This is a genomic window from Bacillus sp. NEAU-Y102 (assembly GCF_054788175.1).
Genome location: NZ_JBTWFK010000003.1, coordinates 311417 through 325878 on the forward strand (window position 1 = coordinate 311417; position 14462 = coordinate 325878).

15 protein-coding genes and 1 pseudogene are annotated in these 14462 nt (G+C 37.0%); 4 read left to right on the top strand and 12 right to left on the bottom strand.

All coding sequences use genetic code 11. The annotated features are described in order from the left end of the window. Positions 1–13 precede the first annotated feature (13 nt). The 6 genes from mbcS to ACYFX0_RS11010 form a co-directional block, all read right to left on the bottom strand. Complete coding sequence (gene mbcS / locus ACYFX0_RS10985; RefSeq protein ID WP_000817728.1) at positions 14–1600, bottom strand: acyl-CoA synthetase MbcS; 1587 nt, start codon at positions 1598–1600, stop codon at positions 14–16. Positions 1601–1773: 173 nt separating this feature from the next. Further along, entirely contained in the window at positions 1774–1971 is a 198-nt protein-coding gene (locus ACYFX0_RS10990) for an alpha/beta-type small acid-soluble spore protein (RefSeq protein ID WP_000091640.1), read from the bottom strand. Between the two features lie 80 nt (positions 1972–2051). After that, a complete protein-coding gene (gene thiI, locus ACYFX0_RS10995) occupies positions 2052–3266 on the bottom strand; it encodes a tRNA uracil 4-sulfurtransferase ThiI (protein WP_000989272.1) in 1215 nt (404 codons plus the stop codon). 6 nt (positions 3267–3272) lie between these two features. Further along, positions 3273–4415, bottom strand: coding sequence for a cysteine desulfurase family protein (locus ACYFX0_RS11000; RefSeq protein ID WP_000638974.1), 1143 nt, complete (start codon positions 4413–4415; stop codon positions 3273–3275). A 379-nt stretch (positions 4416–4794) separates the two neighbouring features. After that, on the bottom strand, positions 4795–6507 hold the full coding sequence (gene ezrA / locus ACYFX0_RS11005) for a septation ring formation regulator EzrA (protein ID WP_000377317.1): 1713 nt from the start codon (positions 6505–6507) through the stop codon (positions 4795–4797). 207 nt (positions 6508–6714) lie between these two features. Then, on the bottom strand, positions 6715–7557 hold the full coding sequence (locus ACYFX0_RS11010; protein WP_017763654.1) for a LysR family transcriptional regulator: 843 nt from the start codon (positions 7555–7557) through the stop codon (positions 6715–6717). A 124-nt stretch (positions 7558–7681) separates the two neighbouring features. Between ACYFX0_RS11010 and ACYFX0_RS11015 the strand changes: the two genes are divergently transcribed. Next, on the top strand, positions 7682–8626 hold the full coding sequence (locus ACYFX0_RS11015; RefSeq protein ID WP_063675840.1) for a DMT family transporter: 945 nt from the start codon (positions 7682–7684) through the stop codon (positions 8624–8626). A gap of 11 nt (positions 8627–8637) precedes the next feature. Here ACYFX0_RS11015 and refZ read toward each other — a convergent pair whose 3' ends face one another. Beyond that, a complete protein-coding gene (gene refZ, locus ACYFX0_RS11020; RefSeq protein WP_000814915.1) occupies positions 8638–9276 on the bottom strand; it encodes a forespore capture DNA-binding protein RefZ in 639 nt (212 codons plus the stop codon). A 147-nt stretch (positions 9277–9423) separates the two neighbouring features. Here refZ and ACYFX0_RS11025 point away from each other — a divergent pair, with 147 nt between their 5' ends. Further along, positions 9424–9903: a GAF domain-containing protein gene (locus ACYFX0_RS11025; RefSeq protein ID WP_000494340.1), complete on the top strand. Its 480-nt coding sequence runs from the start codon at positions 9424–9426 to the stop codon at positions 9901–9903. A gap of 62 nt (positions 9904–9965) precedes the next feature. Here the strand turns inward: ACYFX0_RS11025 and megL are convergent, their stop codons facing one another. Further along, a complete protein-coding gene (gene megL / locus ACYFX0_RS11030) occupies positions 9966–11141 on the bottom strand; it encodes a methionine gamma-lyase (RefSeq protein WP_000726567.1) in 1176 nt (391 codons plus the stop codon). 398 nt (positions 11142–11539) lie between these two features. On the opposite strand from megL, the gene rpsD reads away from it, so the two are divergent. Beyond that, positions 11540–12142: a 30S ribosomal protein S4 gene (gene rpsD / locus ACYFX0_RS11035; protein ID WP_000135320.1), complete on the top strand. Its 603-nt coding sequence runs from the start codon at positions 11540–11542 to the stop codon at positions 12140–12142. A 253-nt stretch (positions 12143–12395) separates the two neighbouring features. Here the strand turns inward: rpsD and ACYFX0_RS11040 are convergent, their stop codons facing one another. The 4 genes and pseudogenes from ACYFX0_RS11040 to ACYFX0_RS11055 form a co-directional block, all read right to left on the bottom strand. Beyond that, on the bottom strand, positions 12396–12656 hold the full coding sequence (locus tag ACYFX0_RS11040) for a hypothetical protein (protein WP_042988818.1): 261 nt from the start codon (positions 12654–12656) through the stop codon (positions 12396–12398). Between the two features lies 1 nt (position 12657). Then, a pseudogene (locus tag ACYFX0_RS11045) lies at positions 12658–12846 on the bottom strand (hypothetical protein). Further along, complete coding sequence (locus ACYFX0_RS11050; RefSeq protein ID WP_172852592.1) at positions 12836–13021, bottom strand: hypothetical protein; 186 nt, start codon at positions 13019–13021, stop codon at positions 12836–12838. Before ACYFX0_RS11050 ends, ACYFX0_RS11045 begins: the two are co-directional and overlap by 11 nt. Further along, positions 13018–13263, bottom strand: a complete 246-nt coding sequence (locus ACYFX0_RS11055) for a hypothetical protein (RefSeq protein WP_172852593.1) — start codon at positions 13261–13263, stop codon at positions 13018–13020. The genes ACYFX0_RS11050 and ACYFX0_RS11055 overlap by 4 nt, the downstream gene beginning before the upstream one ends. Before the next feature lie 251 nt (positions 13264–13514). On the opposite strand from ACYFX0_RS11055, the gene ACYFX0_RS11060 reads away from it, so the two are divergent. Then, on the top strand, positions 13515–14444 hold the full coding sequence (locus ACYFX0_RS11060; protein ID WP_460270467.1) for a hypothetical protein: 930 nt from the start codon (positions 13515–13517) through the stop codon (positions 14442–14444). Positions 14445–14462: the final 18 nt, after the last annotated feature.

Consider the following 14462-nt stretch of genomic DNA (forward strand, 5'->3'; position numbering starts at 1 on the left):
ACTGTTTTCAAAATTATTTTGACGGAATCTCCATCTCTTGTTTTCTAAGTTCAATACGGCGAATTTTTCCAGAAATCGTTTTTGGTAGTTCATCTACAAATTCAATTTTGCGAGGGTATTTATATGGTGCAGTGAGTTCTTTGACGTGTTGTTGGAGTGTTGGAATTAATGTTTCTTCGTTCTTTTCTATATTCTCTCTTAATACGATAAATGCCTTCACGACACTTCCGCGAATTTCATCAGGACTTGCGACAACCGCACATTCTCTTACGTAAGGATGTTTTACAAGCGCATCCTCTACTTCAAACGGCCCGATTGTATAACCAGAGCTAATAATGATATCATCACCACGCCCTTCAAACCAGAAGTAGCCATCTTCATCTTTCTTCGCTTTATCACCTGTAATATAATAATCACCGCGGAATTGCATCGCTGTACGCTCATCGTCTTTATAATATTGTTTAAAGAGTGCCGGCGTTTCAATGTGAACTGCAATATCACCAACTTCGCCTACTTTAACTGGAATACCTTCCTCATTTACGATATCGACGTGGTTACCTGGCGTTGGTTTCCCCATTGATCCTGGTCTAATATCCATCCCTTTCATTACACCAACAAGTAGTGTATTTTCCGTTTGCCCATAGCCGTCTCTTACTGTAATATCAAAGTGCTTTTGGAACGTTCCAATAACTTCTCTATTTAACGGCTCACCTGCGGATACAGCGCTATGTAACGCCTCTAAATTGTACTGGCTTAAATCTTCTACCTTTGCCATTAATCTATACTCAGTCGGTGTACAACAAAGCACATTCACCTTATTATCGTCTAATAAATTTAAATACGTTTTCGGTTCAAACTTGCCGTTGTACACAAATCCTGTTGCCCCTGAACCGAGAGTTGCTAAAAACGGGCTCCAAATCCACTTTTGCCACCCTGGACTAGCCGTTGCCCATACAACATCATTCTCTTCAATTCCGAGCCAATTCGGGGCGCTTGTACGTAAATGAGCGTATGCCCACGCGTGAGTATGAACGACACCTTTCGGGTTTCCTGTCGTCCCTGACGTGTAAGATAAAAAGACCATATCTTCTTTATCTGTTTTCGCCATTTCTAACATGTCACTTTCTGTTTCTAATGCTGTTTTTAAATTGATCCATCCGTCTACTGACTGCTCGCTCAGGACGAATTTTTGAAGAGATTCCATTGCTTCTATATCATCAAACTGTCCAATGTACGGCTCATAGCTTACTATCGCTTTTACTTCGCCATGTCCAATTCGATATTCGATATCTTTTTTACGCAACATTTCCGAACTTGGAATTACGACAAATCCTGCTTTAATCGCAGCGATATACGTCATGTACGCTTCAATTAAACGCGGCATCATAATAAGGAGCTTGTCCCCTTTTTGTAAGCCACTTTTTATAAAAGCGTTTCCAATTTTATTTGCACCTTGCATTAATTCAAAATATGTAACTTCTCGTCTATTCCCTTTATCATCTTGCCAAATTAAAGCAAGCTTCTCTTTATCGTCTGTATATTTCTCTATTTCTGAAACTAAATTATAAGATGGTGGTGCCAACAATTCCTCTCTCTTCATAAACATCCTCCTTTTTCTTTATGCCTCCCTTATATAATAAAGAATTTTCAGTAAATTTTGAACCCTCTTCTTTTGACAATTTTTTTATGCTTTTGTCGAAATGAATTTATACTAATATGAACAACAAAAAGAAAGAGCGAGAGAACCCGCTCTTTCTAAGCCATCATATGGGATTATTTTTGGTAACCGCCTAATTGTTGCTCAGCTAGTGAAACTAGACGTTTAGTGATTTCACCACCAACAGAACCGTTAGCGCGAGCTGTTGCATCAGCTCCAAGTTGAACACCAAACTCTTGAGCGATTTCGTATTTCATTTGGTCTAATGCTGATTCAGCACCAGGAACCGCTAATTTATTTGTGCTACGTGACATGTTGTATCACCTCCTTGTGAGTATAGAGTGTGATAAACAACATGACTTCATACACGTTTTAGATATGGTAATTTATGGTTTTAGAAAAGTTCTTCAAATTTTTCTTCTTCCGCCACTACTTCAACCGTTTGTAATACCATTGTTTCTTTGTTCGCTACAGCTTCTTCGATTAACGGTGTGAAATCGTATTTCGCTTCAAATCGATTTGCTTTTTCACGCTTCGGCTTCGTCGCCGGGCTAGCTGGTGTGAATACTGTACAGCAATCTTCGTATGGACGAATTGAAATATCATACGTGCCGATTTCTTCAGCAATTTTAATAATTTCTAATTTATCCATCGTAATAAGCGGACGAATAACTGGGTAGTTTGTTACTTCGTTAATCGTATGCATGCTATCTAATGTTTGGCTTGCTACTTGTCCAAGACTTTCACCAGTCGTAATTGCAAGTGCGTTACGCTCCTCAGCAATCTGCTCTGTAATACGCATCATCATACGGCGCATAACCGTCATTGAATAGCTAGATGGGATTTCTTTATTAATCGTTTTTTGCACTTCTGTAAACGGAACAAGGTGCAGCGTTACACGTTTACAGTATTTCGTTAACCCTTGTGCTAAATCGATTACTTTTTGTTTTGCACGCTCACTTGTGAAAGGTGGGCTATGGAAGTGAACTGCTTCCACAGATACGCCGCGTTTCATCGTTAAGTACGCTGCTACCGGGCTATCAATACCACCAGAAAGAAGTACCATTACTTTTCCACCAACGCCAACTGGTAAACCGCCAGCTCCCATGTGCTCACCACACATAATATAACTATAACCACTGCGAATTTCTATACGTACATTCACATCTGGATTATGAACATCTACTGTTATATCCTCTGTATTTTCTAAAATGTGCCCACCGATTTCTGGAAGTAACTCCATCGTCTTCATTGGGAAGCGCTTATCAGAACGATGCACTGTAATTTTAAATGTTTTCACATCATCTTTTACTTGTAAGAAAGCTGCTAATGCACCTTTTTTAATGTCTTCTAATTCTGATGGTACTTTCATCGCTAAGTTAAACTTATGAATACCAAATACGTCTTTCAACCTTTCAGAGATTGCCTCATGATCTTCACCGTTTAACTGGATGTACATACGGTCATGCGTTGCATCAATTTTAATGTTTGGGAACTTTTTCAGTTTGAACTTCACGTTATCTTTTAATGTGCTTACAAATTTAGAACGGTTCTTACCTTTTGTCGTCATTTCTCCGTAACGCACTAAAATATATTCATATGTCATCATATTTCTTTACCTCATCACTTCATATAATTTTGGCATTGTCTCTTTTACAATACCTTCAAATTGTTTTACTTCTTCCATCGTGTTATCTGGTGCCAAACTAATACGAATAGCGCTTGCAGCTGCTGCATGCGGCACTCCCATCGACACTAACACTCTGCTTACTTCATTTGCTTTTGAAGAACAAGCTGATTTCGTTGACACATATACACCGTGTTCTTCTAAAGCATGAACGACTACTTCTGGTTTTAAACCAACAAATGATACATTTAAAATGTGCGGTGCTGCATATGCAAGCGATGTATTAATCGTCACATCTTCCATCTCTTTAAAGAAGCTGACAAGCTCCGCTTGTAAACCTTGCAAATGAGCTACCTTTTCTTTCACTTGTTCCATTGTCATGCGAAGTGCTTTCACCATCGCTACAATGCCAGGTAAATTCTCTGTACCAGAGCGATACTTAAGCTCTTGTTGACCACCTGATAAAATCGGATCTAATCTTACGCCATCACGTATATAAAGAAGACCCGTTCCTTTTACACTGTGGAATTTATGTCCAGATATTGAGCAAAGATCAATATGAGAAGCATATAAATCAAGCGGTACTTTTCCTATCCCTTGTACATGATCTACATGGAATCTTATTTTCGGATGATTCGATAATAACGTTCCAATTTCAGCAACGGGCTGAATTGCTCCAGTTTCGTTGTTCACATGAATAATTGATACAAGAATCGTATCTTCACGAAGTGCTCGTTTTACATCCTCTACCGATACAACACCATGCTCGTTAACCGGTAAATATGTTACATCAAATCCGAGTTCTTCTAATTGCTTATATGCCTCAAACACAGACGCGTGTTCAATATTTGTTGTAATGATATGTTTGCCGCGCGAACGATTCCTCATCGCTATCCCTTTAATCGCAAGGTTGTTCCCTTCCGTTCCACCTGATGTGAAAATAATTTCAGAAGGTTTAACGTGAAGAAGCTGCGCTGCAATCGTTCTTGATTGTGTTAATAGACGCTCTGCCTCTCCTCCAAGCGAATGAATAGAAGAAGGATTACCAAAATATTTCCCAGCAACCGTCACGTACGATTGAAGAGCTTCTGGATATGGCTTCGTCGTAGCACTATTATCAAAATAGATCATCGTTCTTCCCCTTTCAGCGCTATCACATCATATAATCATATCATAAATACGTGTCATTACGCTAAGACTACGCAAAGGTTCCGTTTTATCCCGATTAGTGAATAATAATAATTAGTGAGATACCCCCACTGATTACAGTTTCACTTTACCCCGCATTAACGGGCAGTAAGACTCTCACCTCAAAGTTCAACTAGAGCAAAGAAGTTAGGTAGGAGATCAACTGCCCGTAAATGCCCGATTGGTTCAACTAGTAATCAGTGGAGGATGAATCCCCCCACTGATTACAGTTTCACTTTATTTTGAAACGAATAACCTTACTGTATTCCGCTATTCATTATAGCAACATCGTCTGCAAAATTACACAAAAAAACAAACCCTTTTATGAAAGGGTTTGTTCATTGTCTACATATTCAGCTATTTTTTGAACAACACCAGGTTCAAGTTGCTCTAGTACAGAAGCTGCTTGTTCTAAAGCTGCATCGTATTGATATTCACGGAATAATTTCTCCGCATAATTTAAGCTTTCTGCAAGGCTTTCATCATGACTGCGGTAACGGTTACCGTATTGAATTAATTTTTCAACTAAATACGCTTGTCCAATTAACTCTTCTGTCATTTCAGCTACACCGTTCACAGTTGTGTATGCTTCTTCTAAACTGCTATTTACAGCGTTCATATTTAACGGCTTCACTTCTAATTGTTCATATACAGCTTGCATTGCCATTTGCCCTCTTTTTAAATCTTCCATAATACTCTCTGGAAGACCTGGCAAATTCGACTTTTGCATAAAGCGTTTCGTTTCGAAAATAGTATTTCGCATTTCTTGTAACTTCTCACGCGCTTCAAATTCTTCTTTACGCATCGTTTGCAGCATCTCTTTATATTCTGCATGAAGTACTTTTAACGTTTCACATTGCTCATAAACCTCTTCTAGTTCCTCACGAATAATAGAGAAGGCAATATCTTGTTCAGCAACGCGTAATTGTAGCATTTCAAAACGTTTCGTTAAAATGTGCATTTGCTTTTCAATTACTTTTTGAGATTCAATATCCTTATCTTGCAATTGATAGCTTTGTTTCACAAGTTGTGTTTCTGTTTTCGTTTCAATCGTTTCGATACGTATTTCTTCTAAGTCTTCATAAACAGAAAGTGTTTTTTGCTCCACATAATGTCTCGCATGCACCTCTTGCTCAAGTTGATCATAGAAACCATCTAAACGAGTTTTTAAGTCTTCCACTTTTTCAGCCGCTTCTGTTATATGAAGCTCCTGTATATCCATTAAACATGTGTTTAGTTGTGTCGTCATATCACGAACTTCTTTAGGGATTTCCAAATACTCTAATACATAACCTTGTCTTACCATATCATTATGACCCTGTAATAAATCTTCCAGTTGAACTGGTAGCGTCGCTTGACATTCTACTAATAAATCTGGAATTTGGTGAATAATGATTTCTAAACTTGCTAAACCTTCTTCTAAACTAATAACAATTTCTCTCGCTTTTAAGTAGTCACCATTATCTGTTGCTTCTTCAAAGCTTTTAAATTTATTAGATTCAGCGTCTAGCATCTCTTCGATTTTCTGCTCTGCTGCTCCATACATATGTCTATGAGCAAGAACACTCTTTTTCATACTACGATATGTATCACGTAATCCTTCAATTTCCGAGCTATTTTTCTCATGGCTTTCTAACAATTGCTGTAATTCATTTAAAACACCTGTAATACGATTATCAGCGTCATCTAAACCACTTATGGATTCGTTCATCGCATGCTTTGCTTTTCGGAAGGAGAATTGCGAGGCGAATTTTCGCGCTTGCGCTAAATCTTTGTCCGCTTTCGGAAGGGTTGTTGATACAATTTCATCCCATTCTTCACGCCATTTACCAAACAGTTCTTCTGTTTGACCCGTCATGTTTAAATCTTTTACCCGTTTTAGTTCATCTGCCACAGGTTTATCTTTTATCTCTTGTTTCCACTGCTCCAGTGCTTCAATATCTTTATATGAACGATTTCTTATCACAAGCTCTATCATGAGCAGCACTAGAATAGAGCTTACTACAATGATAACGATCGTCAGGATAGAATCCATGCAAAAAAGCCTCCTAGTTATATCTCTTTTTTTGTCCGTTCCGTTTATGAAATGGAAGGCATTATGTATAAAAAGGGAATTCCCCTATATTTAACAACTAACAATGTACTAATCATACCATGTAATGGCTTGTTTTTGACCTAGTTTTTTTTAAAATTTCATGTTTCTTTCAATGCGATTGTAATCTTTCTCAATATTCCGCCTACCTCAATACCTATCCTCAAATGATTGTAATAACAAACAATCTTTCGTATGAGATACGAAATAAATTTTCCGCATGAGTGGTGGTTCAACAGAAATTACATGTACATTTCCCTGCCTTACAGACTGCTCTACTGCCCTTTCTGGAAGTAACGTGATACCAAGTCCGGCTTTTACCATTGTAAGCATCGGTTGTGCGTAAGATGTTTCCACAGCTATAGTTGGCTTTACACCTATCTCATGAAACATGTTCATAATCATTTTCCTTACATCGCATATTTCTGGATATACAATTAATTTTTCATTTTGCAGCTCTTCTATTTGAATGGCTTTCTTCTCTTTATACGTATGATTATTTGAAACGGCACAAACAATTTTCTCTTGTTGCACTTCTTTTATATACGTAGCACCTTCTACTACGGAATCGATGAACATCGCGTCAATCTCCCGCGCTTTAAATAAATCTCTTAATACTTCCGTATGTCCAATTTGCCACTCTACTTCGAACTCATCACCTAATACATCTTTACATTCTAATATGTAATGCTCTGCTAAACTCGGTAGTATACCAATTGAAAACTTTCGGTTCTCTTGATACCCCCTCATTTCTGTTTTCACTTCATTTATTTGTTCCAAAATCGGTAGCATTCTTTTTATAAATAACTCTCCTGCCTCCGTTAACTCCACTCCTTGCGCAGAACGCTTAAGTAAAGTAACCTCTAAATCCGCTTCTAACTTTTGAATTTGCTTACTAAGCGCTGGTTGAGATATATGTAAAATTTTACTTGCCTTTGATAAACTTCGCGTATGCTTCACTTCGATAAACGATCGTACTGCCTCCAAATCCATCGTACACACCTCTAACAAAAAGTTATAACCGTTATAAGAAATCGATATTTCCTCCTATAAACAATTACTCTTTATACTTATTTCATCAACTTACTATAACGAAATGCAAAGGGGAAAGATACTCTTGAACAAAAAACAAATGCTACTCGGATCCTTTCTATGCTTACTCGCCGTCACTGCCTGGGGATTTATGTTTCCTGTAATGGCAAATGCTCTGCAATTTATCGATCCGTTCTTCTTCACAACGATTCGCTATGGATCAGCAGCTATTATTTTTCTTATTTTGCTATTAATTACTGAAGGGAAGACTTCACTCCGCTTAGAAAAAAGAACACTTTCTCTGTTCTTTTACGGGACAGTCGGTTTCGCAGGATATGGTTTTCTCGTTTTCTACGGACAACAACTTGCTGGACCTTCCGGAGCAATTCATGCAGCTATGATTCAGTCTCTTATGCCACTGATCGCCTTATCACTGCAATGGGTAACGAAAAATCGTCGCCCACAAAACTACACATTTCTTTGTATGTTCGTTGCATTACTTGGTGTTATGCTTGTCATTTCAAAAGGAAATATTCACTTATTATTTGGAGCTGCAAGCCACTTATCGACAAACATATTAATGCTATGCGGCGTTACTTGCTGGGTCATTTATACAAACGGAGGTGCTCGTTTTCAATCCTGTTCACCACTTAGGTACACGACATTAACTTGTTTATTTGGCTCCATTTCACTCATCGTTATTGTTACTTTCTTAACGTACACAAATATAGTTACTATGCCGTCACTGCGTAAAGTTGTGAGCGTTCGTTTTGAGCTCTTTTATATGTCGATTATCGCAGGAGTTATCGCTGTATTTTGCTGGAATATGGGAAATCGCTATATTTCATCTATTAACGGCATATTATTTATGAATTTAGTTCCTATTCTTGCACTGATCGGTTCTATCTTTCGAGGTTATACAGTCGATAAAATTGAAATCGCTGGAGCAACGTTAACAATTATCGCGCTATTATGTAACAATTTATGGCAAAGAAAAATAAACATAAAACTCCCCACCTCAGTTCGTTAGGTGGGGATTCTTCACATATGAACAGCTCTTGGCCATTCATGGTACATATTCGCTTTACATAATGCTTGTTCCATCCATTGCTCAATCTCTTTCGTGTACATTTCTATGAAAAATGTCTCAGACGGGAAAGAATGCAGTACTTCTGATATATATTGTGGATATAAAAACGGCATATTTATCATGCCTTTTAATTGCGTCATAAACATTGTAAATGATACTTTCTGAAATTCTTGTTTTATTTGTCCTTGCCTAATAATTTGCTCTATATAATATCTTTCTTTAGAAAAATAAACGGTCATCACTTCACGAATTAATGTCGTATCAAGCGAAAGCTCTCGGTAGAAGAAACGTGTTAGTTCTCTATTTTCAAATTGATATCGTAACATCCCACGCACCATTTGCACCATCACATCTTTAGTCGACAAATACTCTCTCTGTTCAAACGAAATTTCAATCACATGAATATACCCTTCTAAAAAATCAGTAATAAGCTGTTCTAATAAACCTTGCTTCCCAGCAAAATAATATGAAATATTCGCTACATTCACATCCGCTCGCTTTGCAATGTCTCGCACCGACGTTCCATCATAACCTTTCGTATTAAACAACGATATTGCCGCATCAATTACTTTTTGTTTCGTCTGCTTCATGCGCTCACTTCCTCTCAATGAACAGCTATAGTTTAAATTTCTTGACTTTTAAGACAAATTCCTTTAATTTTCTATCGACAAAGTCATGTGAAATACATCGTATTTTGCTAATATTTTACACATCTCGATAAAAAAGGAGCTGTTTCCATGTTTACTAAAGAAAGTTATGCAGGATCTCGCGTGCAGCAATATGAGACAGTAATTAAACAACTGGATGCGTTATTAACTGGCGAATCAAACGTAGTCGCAAACTTATCAAATGCGTCCGCATTATTAAACCAATTTTTAGATCGCGTTAATTGGGTTGGCTTTTATGTAACAGAAGGAAATCAGCTTGTCCTTGGACCGTTCCAAGGAATGCCTGCTTGCGTACGCATTCCATTTGGACGAGGCGTTTGCGGCGTAGCAGCTGAAACGAAAACAACTCAGCTTGTAGCGGACGTTCACCAATTCCCAGGTCACATCGCTTGCGATAGTGCTTCTAATTCGGAAATCGTTGTACCGATTGTGAAAGAAGGAGCTGTCATTGGTGTACTTGACATTGATAGTCCTGAAAAAAATCGTTTTGATGAAGTAGATCAGCGCTATTTAGAAAAGTTTGTGGAGACACTCCTAAAACATATGTAAAAAGAAAAGAGCGAGTTATCGACTTAGTACGTCCTGTACAAAACCGATAGCTCACTCTTTTTTTATTGATTAACAGTAGATATTTTCTTTAATGCCTGCTCTAAATCAGAAACGATATCCTCCCACGATTCTAAACCGACCGATAAGCGTATTAAATTATCGAAAATGCCCATTTCTTTTCTTAGTTCAGCCGGAATCGCAGCGTGCGTCATCGTTGCTGGATGCTGAATTAATGTTTCTGTATCGCCTAAACTTACCGCAATTGTAATAAAGTGAAGATCATTAATAAACGCTTGCGTCTCTTCTTTTCCGCCTTTTACTGAAAAAGAAATAACACCGCCCCCGCGTTTCATTTGACGAGATGCTAACTCCCCTTCTGGATACCAAACATCTTCTACCACATCATGTTTTCTTAAGAACGATACAATTTTTTCTGCATTATCACAATGACGATCCATTCTTACTGCTAACGTCTTTAACCCGCGTAATAATAACCACGCATCAAACGGCGCCATAATACCGCCGATATCTTTTCGCATCGGGCGAATCTTTTCAGCTAACGCTTTCGTTTTACAAATCGTTACACCCGCTACAACGTCACCATGGCCACCAATATATTTTGTCGCACTATGCACAACAGCGTCACAGCCAAGCTCAAGCGGTCTTTGTAAATAAGGCGAACAAAACGTATTATCAACAATGACAAGTAAGCCATTTTGCTTCGCAACCTGAATCACTTGTTTTAAATCGATTAATTTCATTGTTGGATTAATCGGTGTTTCAACGAAAATAAGCTTTGTATTCGAACGAATTTTATTTTCAATATTAGCCTCTGTCTCCATGTCACAAAACGAATGCGTAATCATAAATTTTTCTTCTAACACTTCTAAAAAACCGTACGTACACCCATATAATCCGTTTGAACAAATAATATGATCTCCAGCCTTTAAAAAACCAATTAAAGTTGCTGAAATAGCTGCCATACCAGATCCGAAGGCAAGTGCCTCTTCTCCTCCTTCTAACACCGCCATACGTTCTTCAAATAATTTCACAGTTGGATTTCCAAGCCGTGAGTAAATATAAGATGGATCCACTCCCGCAAAACTCGCCTCTCCTTGCTGCGCAGTCTCAAATGTAAATGTAGAAGTTTGAAATAAAGGTGGTGTTAAACTTCCTTTATGTTCCTCAGGTGTATAACCGTGATGAATTAACGCTGTCTCCATATGCTTCTTTTTCATAAAAACATCCCCTTTATGTTTTTATCCCGCATATTCACCAATAAAAACTGATGAACGTTTTTACTACATTTTATGTAAGCGTTTTATTTGTGTTTCTATCTCTTCTTTTATATTGTTTTAAATTCCTTCTTATATTAATTTCCAAAATTTATATGCATAAAACAAAAACGTACTCGCTTGACGAAACTCTGGGTAAAAGATATAATAGCGTTTGTGTAAAATAAAAAGGCAGCCTTGTAATGTGAGTTTATCGTTTGTATTTTGTTCCTCTACGGAGGTGTATCTCGTAACTCCCTGCTGCTGGAGCGAAGGTACATGAAAACAAAATGCCCGTAAATATCGATTACGTCTGTTTTTATTTTACGTAAATAAAAACATTTTTAAAGGAGGAGTCAACTATGGCTCGTTATACAGGTCCAGCTTGGAAACTGTCTCGTCGTCTTGGAATCTCTCTAAGCGGCACAGGAAAAGAATTAGAAAAACGCCCTTACGCACCAGGTCCTCACGGTCCTAACCAACGTAAGAAACTTTCAGAATACGGTTTACAATTACAAGAGAAACAAAAACTTCGTCACATGTACGGCATGACTGAGCGTCAATTCCGTCGCACATTTGACCAAGCAGGTAAAATGCCTGGTAAGCACGGCGAAAACTTCATGATCCTTCTTGAAGCTCGTCTTGACAACTTAGTTTACCGTATGGGCTTAGCTCGCACTCGTCGTGCAGCTCGCCAATTAGTAAACCACGGTCACATCATGGTTGATGGCGCTCGCGTAGATATCCCATCTTACCGTGTAAAACCTAACCAAACTATCAGCGTTCGCGAAAAATCTAACAGCCTTGTTGTTGTTAAAGAAGCGATCGAAGTTAACAACTTCGTACCAGAATACTTAACTTTCGATGCTGACAAATTAGAAGCTACTTACACTCGTCACGCTGAGCGTGCTGAGTTACCAGCTGAAATCAACGAAGCATTAATCGTAGAGTTCTACTCTCGTTAATCTCGGTACTCTGCAAAGAGTCGTATTAAAAGTCTTAGAAATCTTGTTAAATCAAGGTTTCTGGGCTTTTTTTATTTTATTTAATAATGCAAGATAAGGTATAAAAAAGAATGTAATTGGGGCCAATTTGGGGCCACAATAAAAAGGCTGGCGTGTGTATAGAAATGGGTAAGTGTAAACAAAATAATAAAAAATCTACAGTAAATTTATCTTATTTGTAGTTGATGATTATTAGCCCTTTTCCTCTTAACATTCACTGTTCTTTTATCCACATAAGAAGAAACTTTTCTGCTTCTAATGCTGGAAAATACCACTTTCCACCTATCTTAAATTTTGGAAAACGTTCGTCATAAAAGAAATATTCTCTAATGGAGCTTCCACTCATACTTGTTTGTCTACACAATTCTTTCATATCCCAAAACGTTTTTCTCTGTTCAATATTATCTAATCGTTTTCGTAACTCTTCTAAGAAAAGTTCTTCAATCTTTTGCTCATCTATTTTAATATCAAGAATGTTATTCACCTTCTTTCATACTTTTCAATTCATTTAACTTCTTTCTTTGCTCACGTTTTCTTTTTATAATTAATTCTCTTGCAGCTGGTATTAACGGTGTTAAAAATTTCTTCCACTATTCTTTTGTAAGGGCTACTTTCACCACATACCCATATTCATCACGAATAATTTGTTCTTTCTCATTTTCCATACTCTTTATCCTCTTCCTTGTTTATTTTTTCTTGTTCAGGTTTACGAGCCGCTAATATACGCGGAACCGATGTTCTCATAAAAAATTCAGCCATTTTTAATGCTGTTTCCTCACTAGGTGGATTATCTAATATTGTCCGTTCTTTACGTTCCTTAAGATCCTCTCTTTCATTCATGATTTTTCACCTCTTTTCTTTTTATTCCCTTTGTAAGTGAGTATCGTACACAACTTACCATCTTCCAGAACAACTTTTCTGTCATAATCCGCTAGGATTTCCTCACGATTTATTCTTTCTACTTTTTCACCGTACCTCCAATATCCAGCACGAAGTAGAAACTCAGAATACCCTTCTGGAATCGGTAATTCATAGCCATCTAAGGTTATTTTAGTGACTTCAATACCCTCTCGAATTATCATTTAATCACCCTTTCAGTTGGAATATGAATAAGTTCGTTTTAATTTACATTAATACCTTTTGACATTAAATAAAAAAGAACCTACTCATCGCTAAGTAAATTCTACGTACACTTCTTAATAAATTATCTTCAAATATTAATTACTTTTCATTCTTCCATGTAAAATATAAATTTCCAAACTTATCCACCCTAAATGTTAATAATGGTAAAATATCCTATATAAATATATTTTATTTGGTAGGAGGAGAAAAAATGGCGGTAAAAATGAAAACAGCTTACTCAAAAATGAAAAACCAAGATGTAACAGCTAAATATGTAGAAGAACATCCACAATTAAAAGAAGGATTAGAATGCCACAAATGTAGAAAAGATGTATCTCATAAAAATGGGCATTTTAGAGCTGAAGCATGGATTCCTACCCACTTCACGAGAAAACCTGGTGTAAATCATGAAGAATGGTGCAAATATAATACAGTAGGGCAAGTTACAGTACTAGCAAAAAAATCTGATGATAACATTTTAGAAAGTGTTAAAAAAAATAAATTTACCTTTAGATTAACTATGATTCATGAACCACTGAAAGATTTAGGGAAACAAAGTACCACTTCCACAAATAAGAGCGGAAATACGAATCCCCCCAAAAATAAAAACTATGTTTCTAAAGGGAAACTAAGTTCCTATTTAGCAACAATGCAAAAGATTCTTGAGCTGCGCAAAGCCGTAGAAGATGACGATTCAAATGAATTAGAATCAGCTATAGAAATTCAAATGTACGGAAAAAAAATTAAATGGCCAAATTTTTATTATAATCAAGAAAAATATCTAGATGCTTATAACTATTTAAAATCTCCCGAATTCAAAAAACACCCTATTTGTATCGAAGGGATAGTAAACAAAGTTATCCCCTTTAAGCAAGGAGATCGTTACGCTGTAAATCTGCGTTTCGGTAAAAAAGATAAAAACATAGAACAAATTCCTGCAGCTTCTATCTTGATTAGTCAAAATGATATACCTTCTGAAACTTTTGAAAATGGTCAACATATCGTTGTATGCGCATTATGTACAGCGAGTGAGGGTGAACAGAAAGACAACGGAAAAGTTATAAACAAATATTTCAACATTCGCGCGTCATTATATCATACAAATCAGTTAGTTATATTTAAAGAAGATGAAGAACTTTGATAAAATTAAAAATCAGCC